At 71.4% G+C, this 21,561-nt stretch carries 19 protein-coding genes; 11 read left to right on the forward strand and 8 right to left on the reverse strand.

The window, feature by feature from the left end:
- Positions 1 to 15: 15 nt before the first annotated feature.
- The gene (locus AC1DCT_RS06100) at positions 16 to 1,671 is read left to right on the forward strand and encodes an amidohydrolase (RefSeq protein ID WP_477428032.1); all 1,656 of its coding nucleotides are present in this window, start codon (positions 16 to 18) and stop codon (positions 1,669 to 1,671) included.
- On the opposite strand, the gene AC1DCT_RS06105 is transcribed toward AC1DCT_RS06100, so the two are convergent.
- Positions 1,659 to 3,221, reverse strand: a complete 1,563-nt coding sequence (locus AC1DCT_RS06105; protein WP_477428034.1) for a glycosyltransferase family 39 protein — start codon at positions 3,219 to 3,221, stop codon at positions 1,659 to 1,661. The two genes, AC1DCT_RS06100 and AC1DCT_RS06105, sit on opposite strands and share 13 nt — an antisense overlap.
- A 151-nt stretch (positions 3,222 to 3,372) precedes the next feature.
- Between AC1DCT_RS06105 and AC1DCT_RS06110 the strand changes: the two genes are divergently transcribed.
- From AC1DCT_RS06110 to AC1DCT_RS06155, 10 genes are all read left to right on the forward strand, one after another.
- Positions 3,373 to 5,904 carry a CDP-glycerol glycerophosphotransferase family protein gene (locus tag AC1DCT_RS06110; RefSeq protein WP_477428036.1) on the forward strand — a complete coding sequence of 844 codons (2,532 nt, stop codon included), beginning with the start codon at positions 3,373 to 3,375 and terminating at the stop codon, positions 5,902 to 5,904.
- Between the two features lie 25 nt (positions 5,905 to 5,929).
- Complete coding sequence (locus tag AC1DCT_RS06115) at positions 5,930 to 7,225, forward strand: hypothetical protein (protein WP_477428037.1); 1,296 nt, start codon at positions 5,930 to 5,932, stop codon at positions 7,223 to 7,225.
- Entirely contained in the window at positions 7,222 to 8,298 is a 1,077-nt protein-coding gene (locus tag AC1DCT_RS06120) for a hypothetical protein (protein WP_477428039.1), read from the forward strand. The genes AC1DCT_RS06115 and AC1DCT_RS06120 overlap by 4 nt, the downstream gene beginning before the upstream one ends.
- A complete protein-coding gene (locus tag AC1DCT_RS06125; RefSeq protein WP_477428041.1) occupies positions 8,295 to 9,929 on the forward strand; it encodes a hypothetical protein in 1,635 nt (544 codons plus the stop codon). Before AC1DCT_RS06120 ends, AC1DCT_RS06125 begins: the two co-directional genes overlap by 4 nt.
- On the forward strand, positions 9,919 to 11,172 hold the full coding sequence (locus AC1DCT_RS06130) for a CHAT domain-containing protein (RefSeq protein WP_477428043.1): 1,254 nt from the start codon (positions 9,919 to 9,921) through the stop codon (positions 11,170 to 11,172). The genes AC1DCT_RS06125 and AC1DCT_RS06130 overlap by 11 nt, the downstream gene beginning before the upstream one ends.
- A 98-nt stretch (positions 11,173 to 11,270) precedes the next feature.
- The gene (locus tag AC1DCT_RS06135) at positions 11,271 to 11,732 is read left to right on the forward strand and encodes a hypothetical protein (protein ID WP_477428044.1); all 462 of its coding nucleotides are present in this window, start codon (positions 11,271 to 11,273) and stop codon (positions 11,730 to 11,732) included.
- A gap of 7 nt (positions 11,733 to 11,739) precedes the next feature.
- The gene (locus AC1DCT_RS06140) at positions 11,740 to 12,198 is read left to right on the forward strand and encodes a hypothetical protein (protein ID WP_440733700.1); all 459 of its coding nucleotides are present in this window, start codon (positions 11,740 to 11,742) and stop codon (positions 12,196 to 12,198) included.
- A gap of 54 nt (positions 12,199 to 12,252) precedes the next feature.
- On the forward strand, positions 12,253 to 13,431 hold the full coding sequence (locus tag AC1DCT_RS06145) for a hypothetical protein (protein WP_477428046.1): 1,179 nt from the start codon (positions 12,253 to 12,255) through the stop codon (positions 13,429 to 13,431).
- 94 nt (positions 13,432 to 13,525) lie between these two features.
- A complete protein-coding gene (locus AC1DCT_RS06150; RefSeq protein ID WP_477428048.1) occupies positions 13,526 to 15,568 on the forward strand; it encodes a primary-amine oxidase in 2,043 nt (680 codons plus the stop codon).
- 239 nt (positions 15,569 to 15,807) lie between these two features.
- A complete protein-coding gene (locus AC1DCT_RS06155; RefSeq protein ID WP_441976417.1) occupies positions 15,808 to 16,332 on the forward strand; it encodes an FHA domain-containing protein in 525 nt (174 codons plus the stop codon).
- A 75-nt stretch (positions 16,333 to 16,407) separates the two neighbouring features.
- Here AC1DCT_RS06155 and AC1DCT_RS06160 read toward each other — a convergent pair whose 3' ends face one another.
- The 7 genes from AC1DCT_RS06160 to AC1DCT_RS06190 form a co-directional block, all read right to left on the reverse strand.
- Positions 16,408 to 17,757 carry an HNH endonuclease signature motif containing protein gene (locus AC1DCT_RS06160; RefSeq protein ID WP_477428050.1) on the reverse strand — a complete coding sequence of 450 codons (1,350 nt, stop codon included), beginning with the start codon at positions 17,755 to 17,757 and terminating at the stop codon, positions 16,408 to 16,410.
- 52 nt (positions 17,758 to 17,809) lie between these two features.
- Positions 17,810 to 18,478, reverse strand: coding sequence for a histidine phosphatase family protein (locus AC1DCT_RS06165; protein WP_441976419.1), 669 nt, complete (start codon positions 18,476 to 18,478; stop codon positions 17,810 to 17,812).
- 22 nt (positions 18,479 to 18,500) lie between these two features.
- Positions 18,501 to 19,103: a DUF308 domain-containing protein gene (locus tag AC1DCT_RS06170; RefSeq protein ID WP_441976420.1), complete on the reverse strand. Its 603-nt coding sequence runs from the start codon at positions 19,101 to 19,103 to the stop codon at positions 18,501 to 18,503.
- Positions 19,104 to 19,139: 36 nt separating this feature from the next.
- Entirely contained in the window at positions 19,140 to 19,481 is a 342-nt protein-coding gene (locus AC1DCT_RS06175; RefSeq protein ID WP_477428052.1) for a YidH family protein, read from the reverse strand.
- Positions 19,478 to 19,840, reverse strand: coding sequence for a YidH family protein (locus tag AC1DCT_RS06180; RefSeq protein WP_233311440.1), 363 nt, complete (start codon positions 19,838 to 19,840; stop codon positions 19,478 to 19,480). Before AC1DCT_RS06180 ends, AC1DCT_RS06175 begins: the two co-directional genes overlap by 4 nt.
- Entirely contained in the window at positions 19,837 to 20,832 is a 996-nt protein-coding gene (locus AC1DCT_RS06185) for a formylglycine-generating enzyme family protein (RefSeq protein ID WP_477428054.1), read from the reverse strand. Before AC1DCT_RS06185 ends, AC1DCT_RS06180 begins: the two co-directional genes overlap by 4 nt.
- A gap of 130 nt (positions 20,833 to 20,962) precedes the next feature.
- Complete coding sequence (locus AC1DCT_RS06190; RefSeq protein WP_477428056.1) at positions 20,963 to 21,556, reverse strand: TetR/AcrR family transcriptional regulator; 594 nt, start codon at positions 21,554 to 21,556, stop codon at positions 20,963 to 20,965.
- Positions 21,557 to 21,561 lie beyond the last annotated feature (5 nt).

A 21,561-nucleotide genomic window follows, 5' to 3' on the forward strand; every position in this document is an offset into this window, starting at 1 on the left:
GAAGGACCAGAAAGCATGAGAACCCCCGGCACCTGCACGACCCACTACCGCGGCGGCGCGATCTTCACCTCCGACACGCAGCCGTGGGCCCAGTCCCTCATCGTCGAGGCGGGACGCGTGCTCTTCGTCGGAGACACGGCCGCGGCCGACGCGTTCGCCGCCGACACCGTGGTGGAGCTGGACGGCGCCCTGGTGATCCCCGGAATCGTGGATGCGCACACGCACCTCGTCGGCCTGGGCGAGTCGCTCGAGCAGGTGGATCTGCATGACGCGACCGATCTCGCCGAGATCCAGTCCCGCATCGCCGCAGCAGCCGCCGCCAACCCTGCAGCCCCGCGGATCCAGGGTCGGAGCTGGCTGTTCTCCAGCCTCCGTGGACAGGCTCCGAACCGCGAGATGATCGATGCCGCGGTCGCCGAACGGCCCGTATACCTGCACGCGAACGACAACCACTCCGCCTGGGTGAACTCCGCCGCCCTCGCCGAGCTCGGCATCGACGACGAGACGCCGGATCCCCTCGGCGGCACGATCCAGCGCGACGCCGCGGGGCACGCCACCGGCATGCTGCTGGAGAACGCGGTGTTCGCGTTCCTGCGCGAGAAGCTGGATGCGCTCACGAGCGATGCCGACCGCGAGGCGCAGTTCGAGGCCGCGCTGCGCACCTACCTCGACGCCGGCGTCACGGCTGCCGTCGACATGGCGCTGGGTGAGCACGACCTGCGCGCCATGCTCGCCGTCCAGGAGCGGCACGGCGGCACGCTGCCGATGCACGTCGCCGCACACTGGGCCGTGTACCGCACGGGCACCGCGGAGGGCGACGCCGCCGCCGTGGACCGCGCGATCGCGCTGCACCGCGAGCACACCGGACCCGGCCTGCGGATCGCCGGCATCAAACTCTTCGTCGACGGCGTGATCGACAGCTGCACGGCGGCCATGCGCGCTCCCTTCGCCGACGGCTCGCAGCCGGAGGCGCTGTGGGATCTGCCCTCACTGACCGCGGTCGTCACCCGCGCGGACGCAGCAGGGCTGCAGATCGCCATGCACGCGATCGGCGACGCCGCCTCCGCGCTCGCCCTGGACGCGCTCGAGGCCGCGGTGGCCGCCAACGGCCCGCGCGCCGAGCGCCGTCATCGCATCGAGCACCTGGAGACCGTGGACCACGCGACTCCCCTGCGCCTGGCACGCCTCGGAGTGATCGCATCGATGCAGCCCGTGCACTGCGATCCCGCGATCCAGGACAACTGGCGGGCGATGCTTGGCGACGACCGCGTCGAACGCGCCTACCCCTGGGGCGAGTTCGCCGAAGCCGGCGCCACGCTCGCGCTCGGCACGGACGCCCCGACCGCGCCGTTCGATCCGCTGCCGAACCTGTTCATCGCCACGACCCGGCGGTCTGCCTTCGACCCCGCGCTCGAGGCGAACGTCCCCGGCAACGCGATGGCGGTCGCCGACGCGGTGCGCCGGGCCACCCGTGACGCGGCCTACGCCTGCGGCTGGGAGGGCGAGCTCGGCGTACTGCGCGCGGGAGCCGCCGCCGACTTCGTGATCCTGGACGCGGATCCGTTCCGCGACGGTCCTGAGACGTTCCTCACCACGCGGGTGCGCACGACGGTCGTCGCCGGCCTCGACCGCGCCGCGGTGACGGCCGCGGCCCCGGATCAGCGCTCGTAGAGCAGGATCACGCTTCCCGCGCCGTCGACGCGGCGGGTCTCGTGGTAGCCCAGCGAGCGCAGCTGCCCGAGACCCCAGGTGTCCTCGACGCCGTCGAACTTCAGCTCGACCACCCAGACCCGCTCGACGCCGTCGAAGCGCCCCATCCCGGCCGCACGCGGTATGCCGTAGGTCTGGTCGTACCAGGTGTAGGACTTCTGGAACGGCGTCCTGAGCAGCAGGTCCGTGACGTTCCGGAAAGCCGTCGGATCCGTCGCCTTCGCGAGCCGGGTGCGCTGGGAAGGGCGCGCCCCGTCATCGAACACGATGCCGTCGCCGGGCGCGGCGTTCGTGCTGATGAAGGCGGCGATGTCGTTCCAGTCGGACTGGTTCTTCGAGTACGGTCCGCGCTGCAGGGCCGCCACGGGCACCGCCGCGATCACGACGACGGCGATCGAGACGGCCGCGAGCCGCGCCCCCAGTCGACGGCGCGGGAGACGGGCGAGCCGCCTCACCCCGAGCGCCATCACAATCGCGACCGCGGGCGCGGAGAACGAGCCGTACCGGGCGGTGTAGACCGCGACGAACGGGGTGACCGCCAGCAGCAGTCCCATCGGCACGGTCATCCAGCTCAGCGCCACCACCTCGAGGCGGATGCCGGGCGTACGCCACCGTCCCGCTCCGGCGCGCCGCATCTGGATGAGCTCTCGCGCGAACGCGATCACGGCGACCAGGATGAGGGCCCAGGCGATCGCGGTGAACCACCACTCCTGGAACCACATGTTCTTCAGCACGACCTCGGCCGTGACCGACTCCCGCACGGCGAGGAACGCGATCTGTCGTCGCTGCAGGAATCCGAACCACGCCAGCGGCGTGCAGAGCACGAGGGCGATGCCGGTGCTGAACATCCACGCGCGCCAGCGCCGCCGCAACGCCGGCGACAGCAGCACGATCACCAGGGCCGCGGGCACCATCAGCGCGACATACAGGAAGAGCCAGATGCCGACCGTGAGCACGGCCGCGTAGGCGATCCAACCGCCGACCGCGCGGGAATCACGGCGGCCGATCTCCACGAGGATCGCGATCAGCACTGCGGCGAGCGCGGCGGTCATCGCGTAGGAGCGGGCCTCCTCCCCCGCGAAGATCAGCCGCGGCAGGACCGCGGCGAACACGCCGGCGACCACGGCGAACCGCAGCGTGCCGAAACGTCCGCACAGCCAGACCACGGCGGCGGCGCACACGCCCACCGCGAGCGCCGACGGGAATCGGATGGAGAAGGCGCTCGGTCCGAACACATCGATCCACGCGTGCAGCCCGAGGTAGTACAGACCGTGCACCGCGTCGACGTAGCTCAGCATGTGGATCAGCGACGGCAGCGGCCGTGTCGCCGACATGAGGCTCGCCGCCTCGTCGCCCCAGAGCGACGGGATCCAGGATCCTGCAGCGCTCGCAGCGACGGCGAACAGCCCGACCAGCGCCGCCCACAGACCGAGCCGGCGGGGATCGGCGGTCGGTTCCTCCGCATCAGGGATCTCCGAGCCGACCGCACGGGGCAGGGCCTGACTGGTCACGTCGCCCGAGCGTAGCCTGCGCGGCTTGGCGTCCCCTCCGAGGCGACGCGCCGGATCCGCGTCACGCCGTGGGACATCCGCGATCCGCCGCCGATCCTTCACCCATCGTTCTCCAAGTGTTCGCCAGGCACGCGCCTAATATCCTTGATCCGTGTCACTCTCCTCCTCCGCACGGCGCCTCCGCTCCACCGCCCGACGCCTGAAGCGCGCTGTCGAAGCCGAGCGGATCGCCTTCTGGCGCTCCCGGCCCGTCCGCCCCGATCAGGTGCTGTACGAGTCCTTCGCGGGCAATGGCATGCTGTGCAACCCGGAGGCGATCTTCCGCCACCTGCTGGCCGACCCCGACTACGCGCACCTCACGCACGTCTGGGCGCTCGCCGACGATGACGCGATCGCCCGGTTCCAGAACGAGTTCTCCGCGGACCGCCGGGTCTCGTTCGTGCATCGCGGATCCGCGTCCTATCGTCAGGCTCTCGCGGTGAGCGGCTGGCTGATCAACAACGCCACCTTCCCCACCTGGTTCGGCAAGAGGGAGGGCCAGGTGTATCTGAACACCTGGCACGGCACGCCCCTGAAGCTCATGGGCTTCGACATGCCGTCGGGGGCGGTGCAGTCGGCGAACACGCTGCGCAACTTCCTGATGTCGGACTTCCTGCTCGCGGCGAACCCGTTCATGGCCGAGACCATGTACGAGGGCGCCTACCGGCTCACCAACGTCTACCCCGGCACCCTCATCGAGGAGGGCTATCCCCGCATCGACCGGCAGCGCCTCGACAGCGCGGCCGAGGCGACCGTGCGCGCCGAGCTCGAGGGCAGCGGCGTCCTGCTCGGCGAGAAGCCGATCGTGCTGTTCGCACCCACCTGGCGCGGGAGCTCCTTCGACGATCCCGAGGACAACATCGACGAGCTCGCCGCCCAGCTCGCGGCCCTGCAGGCCGGCGTCGGCGACGGCCACGTCGTGGTGCTGAAGACGCACCAGATCGTGCACGCACACGCCTCGGTCCGTCCGGAGCTGGCGCGCTCGCTCGCGCCGAACTCGATCCCCTCCAACGTGCTGCTCGGGGCTTCGGCGGGCCTCGTCACCGACTACTCGTCGATCTTCTTCGACTACCTGGCGACGGGCCGGCCCATCGCGTTCTTCACCCCGGATGCCGACCTGTACTCCTCGGGTCGCGGCACCTACATGCCCCTGGACACCCTGCCCGGCCCTGTCGCCGACGACGCCGCCGAGACCGGCCGCGCGCTCAGGGCGCTGCTGGAGGGCGCCGATCCGCACCCGCAGTACGCCTCCTGGGCCGAACGCTTCGCCCCGTTCGAGGATGGCGGCGCGACCGCACGCGTCGTCGACATCGTGTTCGGCGGCGCCCGCGAGGGCTATCGCGCGCGTCCCACCGCGCACGACGGCCGCAAGCGCCTGCTCGTGTATCTCGGCGGCATGAAGCCGAACGGCATCACCACGAGTGCGCTCAACCTGCTGGGCGCGATCGACCACACCCGCTACGACGTGACGGCGCTGCTGCCGAAGCGACGGCTCAGCACCGACCCGCTGACGCAGGCCCGCATCCCCGCCGAGGTGCGGCAGGTGTTCCGCATCGGCGGGATGAACGGGTCCAAGGCCGTGCACCTGCGCCGCCGCATCGACGAATGGCGCGGATCCCCGCGCACCCCCGGCACCGAGCCGTGGCACGAGGAGCTGTGGAACGCGGAGTGGACGCGCGTGTTCGGCGACGCCCGCTTCGACTGGGTCGCCGACTTCAGCGGCTACGGCCCGCTGTGGACCAGCCTGCTGCTGCACGCCCCCGCGGTCACGGAAGGCGGGCCCGATCCGGTCCGGGCGATCTGGATGCACAACGAGATGGCCTCCGACCGCGAACGCACCGTGAACGGCAAGGCCACCATGAAGCGCGGCCTCAGCACGGTGTTCGCGATGTACTCCGAGTACGACCAGCTCGTCTCGGTGTCGCACCAGCTCACCGAGCTGAATCGCATCGAGCTCGCCGAATACGCCTCCGGGGAGCACTTCCGCACGGTGCGCAACTTCCCCGACGTCGAGCACGTCACACTCGGTGCCCGGCGTCCGCTCAGCGAGTTCTTCTCAGAATCGGACGCGCAGTACGAGGCCGCCGACCAGGAGATCCCGCCCCGCCCGGCATGGTACGAGACGCTCCAGGCCGACGAGGGCGAGCTGCGGTGGTTCGTCACGGTGGGCCGCCTGAGCCCCGAGAAGAACCATGCGCGCCTGATCCGCGCGTTCCACGACGTGCACCGGGCGCACCCCGAGGCCCGGCTGCTCATCGTGGGTGCGGGCCCGCTGCGCGCCGACCTGCAGCAGCAGATCGATGAGGCGGGGCTCTCCGATGCGGCGTTCCTCACCGGAGCGCAGCGCAATCCCTACGCCCTGCTCGCCGCCTCCGACTGCTTCGTTCTGTCCAGCCTCTACGAGGGGCAGCCGATGGTACTCATCGAGGCCGCCATCTGCGGTCTGCCGATCGTGTCGACCTCGTTCGGATCCGTGTACGGCGCCCTGCCCGAGGGCTCCATCAGGATCGTGGCGCAGGACGACGACGCGCTCGCGGCCGGGATGACCGCGTTCCTCGACGGCGAGGTCCCTGCGGCGACCCTCGACACGGACGCCTATCGCGCCGACGTCAAGGCCGAGTTCGAGGCTCTGCTGACCGACTGAGCGGCGCGCTCGATAGGATCCCGGCATGACCGCCGACGCACGACCGCCCGGTCCGCCGGTGCGCGGTGTGCCGCGCGGTCTCGTGATCGCACGCGCATGGGAACGGCTCTCCGGAGTGGATGCCCTCACCGGGCCCACCGGTGCCCCCCTGGCCCGCACGACGAAGCTGGTGCTCGATCCCCTGGTGATCCGCCCGTCCGCACGCCCGCACCTGGCGTACGCCGTGCTCTCGGACGACGCCGCCGAAGAGCTGGAGGCGCTGATCGACGAGGCGCGGTCGGATCTCGCCGCGACGGCCGCCTGGTTCGTCGCGCTGAAGCGCGCGCGTCGTCGCGCCGCAATCACTGGGGGCAACCCCCAGGACCTCTATTTCCAGCGTGCGTTCGAGCTGGCCCGGCACCGCGGCGCTCCGGCGCACGACGCCGATGCCGTCGCCGCGGCGACCCTGGCGGAGGTGCACGACGGAGTCCGCCCCGGACTCGCCGAGCTGCGGGCGCACCTGAGCGACCCCGCGGTCGCGACACAGGTGAGCCGGGAGATCGCGGAGGCCTGGGCTCGTGCAGCGGCGCCTGCGGGCCCGGTCGTGCGCGACGCGTTGCGACGGCTGCTGGACGCCTGCGCGACCGGCGCCGGAACAGGCGACTTCGCCGCCCTCGTGGCGTCCCGCAGCGGATCCGCCGGCGCACCGCCGGCAGACCTCGCCGGTGCCGCGCGAGAGCTGGGGCTGACCGCGAAAGACCTTCCCTCGCCGCCGGATCCCGGCTCCAGAGCGACCAAGACCGCGATGCCACCGCCGTTCGACAGGTCGCTGTTCGAGCGGCTGTTCGCGTCGTTCGCCGCCGTCGCGGACAGCGGCGGTGACATCGGCGACGTCGTGCACGCCGAGATCCAGCGCACCGCCGGCGCGTGGCAGCTCACCGAAGAGGAGAGCCGCGTCGTGCTGCTCGCCGCGACGGAGGCGTCCACTGCGCTCGGGGATCCGGCCGGATCGACCGGATCCGGCGTCACCCCCGCCGCCGCGGAATCGACACCTCACGCGATGACCGACGCCGCCCGGCGCCTGGGCGGACGGTGGCGACGCGAGCCGTTCGTGCATCGGGCTCTGCGTCTCGGCGAGAACCCCGCCCCGGCACGGGGTGCGCGCGAGGCCTTCGTGCGCCGCCTCTGGGCACGGCTGCACGGACGCGAACTACGCGGCGACGCGATCCTGGCGGACGAAGTCTGGACCCTCCTCGACGGCGCGCTGCGCTCGGTGATCCTCGACCGCCGCGGCCTCGTGAAAGCCTCGATCGGCCGCGATGCCCTCGAGGAGGCGGCATGATCGTTCGCGCGGCCCGCACCGCGGAGGGCCTGCGGATCGGGACGACGCCCTCGAGTGCCGCCCACTCCGCGCTGCTCGAGACGGCCGGGGCGCTCCTGATCTGGGATGTCGCCGATCCTGACGTTCCGGCGGCGTCCGTCTGGGATCCCGCTCTCGCGATCGACGTCGCCTGGCAGGTGTACGGTCCCGAAGCGGTCCCCGCGCTCCTCGGCCAGACGGATGCGTTCGAGCCGTCCCCGGCTCCCGCGCTCGACCATGCTCGGCGTGCGGCGCTGGTGGCGTGGGCGGCGGCGTGGTGGCCGGCCTCGACGCTCGCCGGCGTCCCCCCGCTCGATCCGCGGATCCTCTCCGTGGAGCGGGCGGACGCACTGCTCGCGGTGGAGCACCTGCTCGACGGCGAGGAGCTCCTGCTCGCGGCGCTCGCCGACGGCCTGGTCGCCGGGCGGGCCCTCCGCCTCGCACCGGGGATCCACGCCGCGGTGCGCCCCGCACTGACGGCGCTCGAGGGCCGCCTCGAGGAGGCGGCCGCGGACCGCGGCATCACCGCCGGCAGCGCCGCAGCGACCGTGCCGGCACGAGCGGACCTCGCACTCGCCGCCTCCGCGACCGTGCGCTCCACCGCGGGCGTGCTCGCCGAGGGCACGCGGCCCCTGGACCTCTCCGCCTTCGCGCCCGGCACGGTCGATGCCGCCGGATCGGCACACTGGCAGGTGCGCTCCGGACAATCCGACGTCGTGCTGGAGGTCTCCGCACCGCGTGCGCCGTCGTCCTCCCCCACGGATCCGGGACCGCTCGACGCAGTGTTCGCGGGCATCGCGCTGACCCTGCGGCCCGAACCGGGTCGCTTCGCGGGCAGCATCTCCGTCCCCGTCACGATCCTGCTCACCCCGCCGGACGCGCGCACGCTCACACTCGCCTCGCCGGGATATCGCGGCCATGGAGATGTCGATGCGGAAGCGCTCCTCGCCATCGCCCACGCGCGACTCGACCGCGCACGGGAGACCGTGATCGACGACTCCGGGCTCCCTTCTCGAGCCGTGCTGCTCGCCGAGCAGGAGGCCGCGAGGCGATGACGGAGACCGAGGCGGCGAGCGGGACGGCGGGATCCTTCAACGCTCAGATCCTGAGCCTGCCCGGATCCGGCAGCCTGCCGGCCCGGTGGCAGCACATGGGGCCGCTCTTCGGCGAGCTGGCGTCCGCCTACGCATCCGGCGGCCCGATCGCGGCCGAGCCGGTCACTCGCCGCATCCTTGCGGCCACAGAGGTCGAGGACATCGACGGGGTCGGCCTCGACCTCCGCGGCCGAGCGCTGGCCAATCTGTCCGCGATCGCAGAAGCGCGCGGGGATCTTCCCGCGGCGATCGATCTCGTGTCGGAGGCGATCGCCGCCTGCACGGCCGCCGAGGCGATGATCGGATCCGCACGCCGCACCGCGGAGGTGCGTTTCGGAGCCGTGATCAATCGCGCGCAGACGCTCGCGCTGGTCGGTCGCTCGATCGAGGCCATCCACGACCTCGAGGTCCTCGGTGGACAGTTCGACGACGCCACACCGCCGCTGCTGGTCTTCGGACGCCACAACACGCTCGGCGGCATCCTGCTCGATCGGGAACGCTTCGGCGACGCCGAGGTCGCCTTCCGCGCAGCCCTGAACACGGCACTGTCGCACGAACCGCGCCTCGCCTCGTACGCGTACTCCGGCCTCGCCGCACTCGCCCACCGCACGGGCGATCCGCGTCTCGCCGCCGAGCAGCTGGAGATCTCGCGGCAGCTCCAGACGACCGGCCCGATCGCCGTGGCCCGCACCGAGGAGAACCTGGGACGGCTGCTGCTCGAGCGCGGCGAGGTCGATGCCGCCGAGGAGCGATTCGCCGCCGCGGAAGAAGGCTACCGGCGCGGCGGCGATCCTCGCTCGGCCTCGGTGTCCCGCCTCGGACGCGCCGCCGTGCTGCTCGCCCGCGGTCGGCTCGCCGCCGCACGGGGGATCGCGGAGCAGGTGTGCGCGGACGTGCTCGTCCAGGGCGACGTGCGGGCACAGGTCCAGGCCGAACTGCTGCGGGGCGACATCCTCGTCGCACAGTGGCGCTTCCCCACGGCGGACGCCGCATACCGACGGGCGCGCGCCGTGTCCGCGTCGACGGGTGCACTGCACGAGGCCGCACGGATCGACGTGCGCCGGGCGCTCGCCGCGCTCACTGCGGCCGACCGTTCGCTGTTCCGCGGCGAGAAGCAGCGCATGCGTCGCGTGGCGCTCGATCTGGCGCTGCCCGCCGCGCTCGCGACGGATGCGCTGCGCGAGCGATTCGCGGCCGGGCCGATGCGTGAGCGGTGGATCCGCACGGTCTCGACGGTCGCGTTCGAGGTCGCTCTGCAGAGCATCAGTGCTCTCGCCGAGACCCGCCTGGCGGTGGAGGTGATCGAGTTCCTGTGCTCCTCGCCCTCGCTCGGCCCCGCCGCACCTGCCGTCTCGCGAGCCGAGCCCGCGCCGGAGAACGACCGCGTCCACGTCGCCGTTCTCGAGGCGCCGTACGCCCTGGCCGCATCCGGGGACAGCGGTCTCGCTTCCCCTGTCTCCTCGGCCGGAGGGGCGCTGCCGTTGTTCGTGCGGGCGATGCCCGGCGACGACTCATTCCGGGTGTGGATCGCCGAATCGGAGCGCCGCTACGGGGTCGCCATCCGCTCCGCGGAGACCGTCGATGCCTGGTGAGCGAGTGACCGCAGGAGATGTCGCCGACGGGGCCCCGGAGCGCCCGTGTGTGCAGGTGAAGTTCGCCGATGTCGGCGATCTCTACGTGACGTGGCGCTGGGAGCACGCGCTCGAGCGCCCGCGAGCGTACGCGATCCCGCGCGCCGCTGTCCAGCCGGTGCTCGACCGGCTCGACGAGTCGCTGCCCTCGCCTCGGCACGGTGAGAGCGTCGTCGAGGCGCTCGACCGTGCCTTCCGCGGACCGCTCGCCGATCCGGACCGGGAACGGCGGCTGTCCGCGGAACTGGCGGGGGCGCTGCTGCCTGCCCCGCTCGCGGCCGAACTGAACGCCATGCTCCTGCGCGACCGACGCCCGCATCTGCGCATCCAGGGCTCCCCCTCGCTCGGCCGCGTGCCCTGGGAGGCGCTGTTCGTCGACACGGATCGGCGGATGGTGCACGAGGCCGAGGTGTCGCTGCTCGTGCCGGCTGGCGTGCGCAACGCGCCGTCGCGGCGCGTCTCCCCCTGGGATCCGCACGGTCCGGTCGTCGCGGTCCTGGATCCTCCCGTGCCCGGGGGGATGCTCGCCCCGGTGCTCGGGCCGACGGGGACCGGCCAGGCACTCGCCGCGCTGCAGGAGCGACTCGGATCCCGGGCCCGCGGCGCCGAGCCTCTCCTGGGCGGCGCGATCGACCGGGTGCGACTGCGCGCGCTGCTCGCCGATGCGTCCCGCTTCCTGTACGTCGGGCATGTGTCATCGTCCGACCATGGTCTGGACGTGCGCATGCATCTGTCCGACGGCCCCGCCCTCGCCGGCCGTGCCGCTCTGCTCGGCGCCCATCGCCCGCTCACGGCCGCCGACATCGCCTACGGCGCGCCGGAGGACGCCGGCGACGACGGCTGGCGCATTCCGGCCCGCGTCGCGCTGATGGCCTGCGAGTCCGGCGGAGACACAGGATTCGCAGAGCCCACGGCGCTCGTCGCGGCGCTGGTCCGGGGCGGCGCGGAGCACGTCGCCGCCGCACGATGGGCGCTGCCCACCGACGCGGGATTCGCGCGCGCCGCCGGCGCGGACGCCCCGGCCTTCAGCGCGGCGGTCGATGCGGTGGACGCGACCCAGGAGAGCGCGGACCCGGTAGCGGCGCTGAACGCCTGGCAGCGCGCCAGCGCCGAGACCTGGGCGCGCTCCGGCGCTGTCGAGCACTCGCCGCTGATGTGGGCGGCGATCTCCACGACCTGGTCACCGCCGCGCCGGGACAGATGATCCTCGAAAACCTGTGATCGGGAGCAATCGCCCGCCGGCAGTCTGAGTGCATCCACAGGGATACGCAGTTCCACCGGAACACACAGGAGGTACAGATCATGGGACTCTTCGATCGCACCAAGAACGCACTCGCCGGCATCGACCCGCAGACGATGGCTGTGCAGGCGCAGGCCGCACAACAGCTCGCCGCACAGCAACTCGCCCAGGCGGGATACTCGGACGGCTCGCTGCCCATCGCCGCGGAGGGCGCAGACCTGCGGGCACGGATGCAGGCCGACCACGATGTGCTGAACGCCTACGGTCAGGAGCTCAACCGGGTGATCGCGATCGGCACGCCGGGGACCGGCATCATCACGGGTGCCGTCGACACGGGAGAGCGTACGGCGGGCAACGCCTGGTTTCGGATCGAGGTCGAGGTGACGATTCCGGGTGCCGCGCCCTACACGGTCGCCAAGCGGGAGATGGTCGCCGCGCAGTTCATCGGCAACTACGCGATCGGATCCGCGCACGGCATTGCCGTCGACCCGGCGGATCCGCAGAACATCGCCCTGACGAGCTGAGCGCATCATGGGCGTGATCCGCGACCTGCTGCGCCTGCTGCGCGTGACGCGCGAGCTGCCGCCCCTTCCGTCCATGCGGGACACGATCCGCCAGTCGGCCGACATCGCGGAGCAATGGGGGCGCGTCGCGGAGGCCTTCGCGGATCCGCACGCCGCAGCGGCCCGGAGCGGACCCGGCGGACCGTACGGTGCGGCGACGGCCGATCCGTTCGCGAATCTGGCGTTCCACCAGCGCGGCCTGCCCGCGTCCGGCACGGTGCTCGCGTGCACACCCGAAGGCCCTTCTTCCGCCGACGGCCTGACGGTGTACGCCGTGCTCCTGGACGTGCGGATCGAGGGCCGCGAGCCGTACCGGGCGACCTACCGCACGGTCATCGCCGAGCCGGCCCTGCACAACTGGCGCCCGGGCGCCGTGCTGCCCTTCCGCGTCTCCCCCGACGACCCGCAGGCCCTGCTGCTCGGGTGACGCGAGCGCGGCCCACCCCCCACAAGACCCTGACCCGAGAGCGAGGAGCATGACATGAACAGCTGGGTGCGACGAGGGATCCTCGTCCTCTTCTGGATGGCGATCGGCACCGTCCTCGCCTCGATCCTCGGGTTCGTCCTCGGCAGCGCCGAGACGGCGACGATCGCGTTCGTCATCGCCCTCCTCGTCGCCACGACCGTCGTGCCGACGATTTTGATCCTCAGCACGGTGGCCGGGCTCGGCTCGGGCTCGTCGGTGGGGCGCGGCGTGAGACTCCGGGACTCCCAGGTTCTCGCGGCGACGGCGCCTCGCGAGATCGCCCGCATCGAGTCCCTGCGCGAGCAGGGGGTCACCGTGCGCAACTTCCACCACCTGTACGAATTCACGGTCACGGTGTTCCCCCGCGCCGGCGCTCCGCGCCGCGAGGTGTTCTCGCAGCTCATCACCATGGGCGAACTGCCCGGCTTCTTCACCGGGCGCTACGTGGTGCTGGCGACGACGCCCGGTGCGCGCCCCGTGCTGGATCCCGCGCCCGATGCGCAGTGGAAGGTCGCGCTGCGCGACGCACCGGCGCGCTACGACGGTTTCACCGCGGCATCAGTCGCCGCGACGACGCCTCCGACGGCGCAGGCCGCCGGCCCGTCGCCCTCGGAGACCCCCTCGACCGCCGGCCGCGCCGGCCGGATCCTGGCGAACCTCGTGATCATCATGCTCTGCGTCGCCGGCGGGTTCGCGCTCGGCACCGTCTGGGTGTTCTCCACTCCGCAACGCGCCGTCGCGCTGATCGGGGAGATGCCGCAGCGCCTCAGCGGACACGTCCAGGGCGTCTGGGACTCCGCGGTCCTCGACCTCGATCTCACCGATCTGCGCCGTCAGCTGCGCGGCCGCAGCCTGGAGTCCGTGGTGATCTTCGACACCTACTGGTCGATCGATGCGAGGAGCGCGACGGATCCGGAGGGCGAGGACAGTTACGCCTACCGGAACGGATCCCTCAGCCTGTCCTGGACCAGTGAGCTCACCTCGTCCCAGGGCGGGTTCTCGATCGACGAGGTCGACCCGGACGTCGTGCGCCGCGCGGTCGCGACCGTGCGCGCGGACGCCCCCGGCATCGTGATCTCGAACGTGATGATCCGCCGACTGCAGGGACCGCTCGTCATCGACGTCGACAGTGACGGGGTGTACAAGACGACGACCCGGCGTTTCGACGCCCGGACCGGCGTGGAGATCGGCTGATCCTGTCGATGCGAACTCCGCGCCGGACTGGCAGACTCTAAGTCCGCTGGGGCGCGCATCGGCGCGTGCCCCGGATCGACCGATCGGGACCCCTATGTCGCAGCAGCCCACGCCGTCGCACCCCCTGGACTCGCTCACCGGAGCGGAGTTCTCCGCCACCGCCGCCGTTCTCACCCGCGAGCACGGCATCGATGCCGGCTGGCGGTACGCCTCGATCATCCTCAAGGAGCCGCCGAAGACCGAGGTGAAGGCCTGGCGCGACGGGGATCCGATCGTGCGGCGCTCGCTCTCGGTGCTCTGGCGCAAGCAGACCAACGAGGTCTACGAGGCCGTCGTGAACCTCACGGACGACACCGTGGAGTCGTGGAAGCACGTGCCGGGCGTCACCCCCAACTTCACGATCGACGAGTACCACGACTGCGATCACGCGATGAAGGAGAACCCCGAGGTGCGCGCGGCGCTCGCGGCCCGCGGCATCGACGACGTCGACCTCGTGCTGTTCGACGTATGGACCTACGGCGGAGCCGTGCTCCCCGAGCAGTGGCGCGACCGCCGCCTCGGCTGGGTCGATCTGTGGATGCGTGCGACGCCGGATGGCAACCCGTACGCGCATCCCGTGAGCGGGCTGAAGATCATCGTCGACATGAACACGCTCGAGGTGCTCGAGATCGAGGACCACCACGACTACGGCTTCCCCGACGTGCACGGCGAATACGTGCCCGAACTGGCCGGCATCACACCGCGCGAGGATCTCAAGCCACTGCAGATCGTGCAGCCCGAGGGCGTCTCCTTCACCGTCGACGGATCCCGGATCCGCTGGCAGGACTGGGACTTCCGGCTCGGGTTCAACTACCGCGAGGGGCCGGTCATCTACCAGGTCGGCTACGACGACCAGGGCACCCGGCGCGAGATCGCGTACCGCATGTCCTTCGCCGAGATGATCGTGCCCTACCGGGACTCCAGCTTCGACCACTACCGGCGCACCGCGTTCGACATCGGCGAGTGGGGCCTCGGATACATGTGCACCTCGCTCGAGCTCGGCTGCGACTGTCTCGGCGAGATCACCTACCTGGACGCGGTGCTGCCGGACACCGCCGGCCAGCCCTGGACGATCACCAACGCGATCTGCCTGCACGAGGAGGACAACGCCGTGCTGTGGAAGCACGTGGATCCCGACTCCGGCACCGAGGTGCGCCGGCAGCGCCGGTTCGTGGTGTCAGTGCACGCCACGGTCGCCAACTACGAGTACCTCGTGTACTGGCGCTTCTACCAGGACGGCAACATCGAGTGCGAGGTGCGCGCCACCGGCATCATGGTGACCACGCCCATGGCGGAAGGGCAGGACGGCAAGGCCACGGGGACGACGATCGACACCCGCACCTACGCGCCGTTCCACCAGCACTTCCTCATCGCCCGCCTCGACCTGGACATCGACGGGGACGGCAATACCGTCGTGGAGTCCGACTCGATGCCCGCGCCGATCTCGGAGTCGAACCCGTTCGGCCTCGACCTGAACACGCAGGCCACGGTCATCCGCTCCGAGGCGGAGGCGGGTCGCAGCTTCAACTGGGAGCGCCAGCGCGGGTGGAAGGTGCAGAACCCGAACAAGCTGAACGCGTGGGGCGCCCCCGTCTCCTACAAGCTCGTGCCCTCGGCATCCTTCCCGGCGATGTTCGACGAGTCCTCGCCGATCCTGAAGCGCAACCCGGTCATCGGCAAGACGGTCTGGGTGACGCGGCACCACGACGACCAGTTCTGGCCTGCGGGCGACTACCCGACGCAGGCCGTCGACGACCTCGGCAACGGCATGACGGCATGGATCGCGGATGACGAGAACCTCGTCGACGAGGACGTGGTGCTCTGGTACAACTTCGGGATCCACCACATCACCCGTGCCGAGGACTGGCCGATCATGCCGGCCGACACGATCTCGTTCTGGCTCAAGCCGTTCGGGTTCTTCGACCGCAATCCCTCGCTGGACGCCCCTCGCTCGGTCAAGGGCGCTGCGTGCGCCTGCGGCGGCGGGGAGTGCCACTGCGACCACGGCGCCGGTCACGGGCACGGCGAAGCGCACACGCATGCGCACGGCGAAGCGCACACGCACGACGAAGGCCACAGGCACGATCACCACGGCTGAGCGTTCCGGTCCCTGAGCCTGTCGAAGGGCCCCGCGGATCCGGTCTCTGAAGCTCTCTTCAGGCCCGGATCCGCGGGACGGCGGTCGCTCCGGACGTCGCAGCGACGGGTTTCCCGGAACCGGCGCCGGAGGCCTCGGACGGGGCTACCATCGCGATAGGCGAGAGGCCGTGGCGACATCCCACTGAGCGTCTTGGAGCGATGATCCACGCCGCCCGGACTCCCCGAAGGAGGTCCGAAATGAACACGCAGGAGCAGCAGCGCGGCACCACGACGCACGCGGACTGGGGCGCAGGGCATCCTCACCTGCTGATCACTCGCGAAGACACCCACCTGGTGCACGAGATCACCGAGGACGAGACGCGGATCGGTTCCGGTGCGGACTGCCAGATCCGCCTCGAGAGCATCGCCGCGGTGCACGCGATCATCCGCCATGACGGCCACGACGACTACGACCTCGAGATGCTCGCTCCCGGTCAGACCAGCGCGAACATCGCGAAAGCCGCCGAGGAGGAGGGCCGCTCGGTCGAGACCCTGCACACCGGCGCGCGTTTCACCGCCGGCGACTGGCGTTTCGTGTTCGTGCGCGACGAGTTCGCCGACCATGGCCGCCCCTACGGCGGACGACTCGGCGGCGAGGGCGCGCACCAGCGGCGGCAGCCGCCGCGCCCGGACTACGAGAGCGAGGGGCACACCGGAGCGATCCCCGCTCCCCCGTCACCGCCGGTGCTCGAGCAGAATGGTGATCCCGGGGTCGCCGACTGATGCTCCACGCATCCCCGTCGGTGAGCAGGATGAGAGCACCGCGAGGGGGCGACGATCCCGGGCCGCCGGGGCTGGTCAGACGAACTGGACGCGCGGTGCGGGCTCGTCGACATAGGCGCGCCCGTCGGGGCTGATCCATTCGATGACGCCCCCGGGCTGTTGGATGGCGTGCCATCGCCAGCGGTCGTCGACGTCGGGATGTTTCAGCGCATGATGTCCCCGGCACAGGCAGCACAGGTTGCCGAGATCGGTGCGGCCGCCTTTGGCGTGGTCGTGGTTGTGGTCGATGTCGCAGGAACGGGCGGGCATCCGGCACCCCGGGAACCGGCAGCGCTGGTCCCTGGCTCGTAGGAATCGTCGCATCCGCTCCGTGGGGGCATACGTGTCGGCGCGGGTGAGCATCCCGCGAGCGTCGAGGAAGAGCCGGTCCCACACGTCAGCCGTCGCCGCGAGGCGCCGGGCGAGATCCACATCGATCGGACCGCGTCTGTCGAGCTCCGCCGGCCGATCGTCGGCGCCGGTCAGCGTGGATGCAGCGATCGTGACCTGCACCGTGGCGCGGATGCTCTCGATTCCGCTCTCGTTGATCAGATCGGTGTCGGAGGCGAGCAGCAGATCCGTGGCGATGTCTGCGCGAATCTCATCGAGAGATCGAGTATCACGGGCCGGCTCCTGGAGATCGTCGGCCATCGACGCGAACAGCTCCAGCCGTCGCCAATCGTCGTCGGTGAGTTCTCGTCCGGCCTGCGGGGCGTGCGGGCCGTGGAACGCACCGCCGACCTCGGCAGCCCCGGTCGTACGGATCCGCCGGGCGATCGCCGTCAGCCGACCATGGGCAGCGTGCGCGAGCGGCGACGGCATCAGGATCTCCAACCAGGCCATCCCGTCGTCGACGTCGGTGACCCGCACCTGCCGATCAACGCGGGCACGGCGATGCCTCTCCGTCGTGCTCTCCGGGGCGACCGCTGCCGCCGCCGACTTCGCGAAGGCCTCCGTGCGCGGCGCCGTCTCCGCTGCTGCGTACGGCACCACCAGCTCCTCGTAGCGGGCCGCGGCCTCGTGGTCCGCGATGTCGATCGCCGACGCTCCGGCGACGATCACGACCGCGTGCCGCAGGGAGATCTCTCCCGCAGCGAGCGCGGCCCTCGTCGCGGGAAATCGATCGTTCAAGGACCAACCCGTGCTGAGCGCTCTTGCGGCCGCCGCCCGGGAGATGTGCAGCCCCGCGGAGATCTCCGCGAACATCGACCGCTCAGCGCTCTCGAAGCCGTCGGCGCCGGGTGGGACCTCGTCGAGGAGCAGCTGCACCCGCGCTCCGAGCAGGGCCGACTTCTCCGCCTCGAGAGCGGCGATCCGACGGTCGATCTCACGGCACCGATCCACGATCTCCTCACTGCGGACGAGGTAGGGATCGATGATGGCCATGCCCCACTCTAGAACATATCTTCGAAGATGGGAAGGGCTCATCGAACTTCTCTCAGGACTCGGAGGGCACCAGAGGCAGCTGCGGGCCGTGGTTCCACGCCAGGATCGCGGGCTGCTCGCGGGTGAAGCCGAGCACCGAGACGGATCCGGCGTCCAGGGTGATCGCGGCCCCGAACCGCGGCGCCTGACGCAGGAACACGGCGGTCAGGATCCGCAGGTAGTGGCCGTGCGCGATGAGCGCGACGTCGCCGTCGACCATCGCGGGCAGCACCCGGGTGAGCACCCGCGAAGCCCGTGCGGCGACCTCCTCGACGGTCTCCCCGGGGGTCTCGCCACGGATCACGCCGTGCGTGAACGCGCTCCAGTTGTAGCCGAGTTCGGCACGGATGTCCTTCGTGGTGCGCCCCTCATAGCCGCCGTAGTCCCATTCCACGAGCAGCGGATCGACGTCGGCCTTCAGCCCCGCGAGCTCTGCGGTGCGGCGCGCGCGTTGCAGCGGAGAGGACAGCACGAGGCGGAAGTCGTATCCGGTCACGAGCGCCCCGGCCAGTCGGGCCAGCTCCTCGCCGCGCGGAGTGAGCGGGATGTCGGTGCGGCCCGTGTGGCGCCCGGTGCGCGACCACTCGGTCTCGCCATGGCGAAGCAGGACGAGCTTGCCCTGCGGATTGTCCGGCGCGGGGCGTTCGGGTAGCGGATCCAGGGCTGTAGCGAGTTTCTGCACCCTGCAAAGGTACGCTCCTCCGCTAGCGCTCCCCGTCGGCGAGCGTCCGCTTCCTCGCGTCACGCTGAGCCCGGCGCAGCCGCGTGCAGGCGAGCGGGATGATCCGCGCGCCGACGATCACGCTGCGCGCGCCCAGCACCACGGTGAGCGCACGGACTCCCCACGCCGGCAGGAACACGCAGAGCACAGCGAGCGCCAGGTCGAGCATGCCGAACAGGAGTTCGGTGCGTGGCGCCTCAGACTCCGCACGCACGACGGCCATCACCTTCGACACACCGCTGGACAAGTAGACCAGCGCGGCGATCAGGACGATGACGTCGGCAGGCACCGCGCCTGCACACATCGCGAGGCCGCCTGCCACAGCCAGCAGGCCGCTCACGATGCTCAGCGCGCGGCCTCGGTCGCGCGTGAGCGCTGCGCTGAGATCGTCGACACCCGAGATCAGGAAGCCGAGTCCGATCAGCAGCCGCAGGCGCAGCACGATGTCCCCCTCGGCGACCAGCAGCAGCACGCCCGAGGTCAGCGAGACCGCACCGGCAGCGACCACGAGCCACCACGGCAACCCGCGCAGTCTTGCAGCGAGGCGCTCTCGGAAGGTCCAGGCGCGGTCATGCAGGGCGGGCACGTGAACATCGTACGGGTGCGCGGCACGCCGGCCGGGTCAGCCCCTCCCCAGAACGAACAGCAGGCAGAGCACTCCGACGAGCAGTGTCGCGCCGGTCAGCGCGGCGACCGGCCAGCCGGAGCGCAGCACGACCGGTTCGGTCGAGGTGAGCGCCCGGTGCTGACGCCGGTAGCGCCGGTGCGAGCCGACCAGCACCACGAGTGCGAGGGCGAGGCCCGCGAAGCCCAGCGCGAGCGCCGCCCCGCCGATCACCGACGTCAGGATCCGCATGATGACCACGGATCCTCCGGCGAGCGCGAGCGCCGTGCGCCGCCACGCCAGGGCGGTGCGCTCGGGTTGCAGGCCGGGGTCGAAGACCCGCTCCGGTTCGCCGGTCACGCCAGCAGCACCCCGAGCAGCACGAGGATCCCGGTCGCCACGACCACGAGGACGAGCGGGATCGCGATCCACGGCGGGCCCAGCGGGGTCGACTCCCGCAGCGAGCGCTCGGTGCGCATCCAGCCCAGCCACGCCTGCACGGGGGTCAGCAGCCCCGCCACGATGAGCAGGATCGAGGCCGCGTGCCGGAATCCCGGGTGCATGCCGAGGCCTAGGGCCTCGAGCGCGACACCGCCCGCGAGCAGCGCGAGCGAGGTACGGATCCAGGCCAGGAACGTGCGCTCGTTCGCGAGCGTGAACCGGGCGTCCGGTTCCTCGCCGCGGTCGTAGACGCGCCGGGGGAAGCGGCTGGTGCTCATGCGTTCTCCGTTCGGAGCGAGACGGTGCGGAATCCGGCGTTGCCCATCGACGAGTCGGGCGTGTTCGAGCTGCGCGCGGAGTTGCGGTAGCGGTTGCAGTAGGAGATGTGGCACAGGTAGCTGCCGCCGCGCAGCACGCGCGCCATGCCGAGCGACGGGCCGCGCGGATCCGCCTCGGCGGAACGCTCGTAGGCACGCGGGTCGAACCAGTCCGCGCACCACTCCCACACGTTGCCGACCGGCTGAAAGAGTCCGTAGCCGTTGGCGGCGAAGGCGCGCACCGGAGCCGTCGTCAGCCAGCCGTCGTCGAGGGTGTTCTCGCGCGGGAACGAGCCCTGCCAGATGTTCGTGCGCCATCCGCCGTCGTCCGGCTCCTCGTCGCCCCAGGGGTACTTCGCCCCGTCGAGTCCGCCACGGGCGGCGTACTCCCATTCGGCTTCGGTGGGCAGCCGGCGGCCGGCCCAGGCGCAGTACGCCGCGGCGTCGTTCCAGCTCACGTGCACGACGGGGTGGTCGGCGAGCCCGTCCAGATCCGAGCGGGATCCCCCGGGGTGCGCCCAGTCCGCGCCGCGCACGCCGTACCACCACGGGGTGCCGGCCGCGGGACCCATGACGTCGGCGTCGGGAGCACTCACGGCCAGATGGAACACAGCGGAGAACCCGAAGGTCTCCGCCTCCGTGCGGTAGCCGGTGGCTTCGACGAAGCGGGCGAAGTCGGCGTTCGTGACGGTGGTCGCGTCGATCTCGAAGCCCTCGAGCGCCACGCGGTGCCGCGGGGTCTCGCCGTCGCCCCGGTTCTCGTCGCCCGAGGAGTCGCCCATGACGAAGGAGCCGGCGGGGATCCGCGCCTGCGCGATCGCATGCCGGCCGACGGCGTCTCCCCCGCGTACCTCCCGCGCGCCGAGCAGCGGAAGGGCCGTGCGCCCGCCGGACAGCACGTCGCGAGGCGGCACGCCGCAGGCGCAGTCGGGACCGCAAGCCGATTCGCCCATGAGACCATCTTCCTCTGTCGCGTCATGCTCGCGCGCCATCACGCGCACCGCGAGACCTGAAGATCACAGCTCGATCCTGTCGCTTGGCCGATTCACCGACGACGAAGCGCGGGGGCTCCGCGCAACGCCGTCAGGGCAGCGCGAGCTCGTCGAGATGTCGGGAGAGCAGGCCCCTCATGGCCTTCGCCGACAGTGGCCGGTCAGGCCACAGCGCCTGCAGGGCGATGCCGTCGAGCAGCGCGTTGAGACGCAGCGCCTCGTACTCGGGGTCGCGGCCCGCGCCGAGTCCTCCTGCCCGCTGGAGGTGCAGGATCATCGAACTGCAGACACGGCCGACGGCCTCGTTGAGCCGGATCGCGGTGGGCCGCAGCTGCGCATCCGTCAGGGCGAGGACACCGAGCTGCACCTGCGCGATGAGCTCGGTGCGCCGTTCGCTGTCCAGCGGCAGAAGCTGCGAGAGCACGTCTTCGACAAGGTGACGCGCATTCAGATGCTGCGACGCCGCTGCGATCCGCCCGGAAGCTCGCTCCTCGATCAGGCGAAGGCAGTGTTCGCGCAGTGCGTGCTGGGTGGGGAAGGCGCGGCGCAATGACGCGGTCGCGATCCCGGCCTCCTCCGCGACACCGCGCACCGAAAGCCCGGCGAGACCGTCCCGCTCGAGCACTCTCATCGACGCGGCCGCGATCTGGGCGGTGCGCTCGTCCGCATCGATGAGTCGGGGCATGATCG

This window comes from Microbacterium sp. 10L49 (assembly GCF_056395125.1).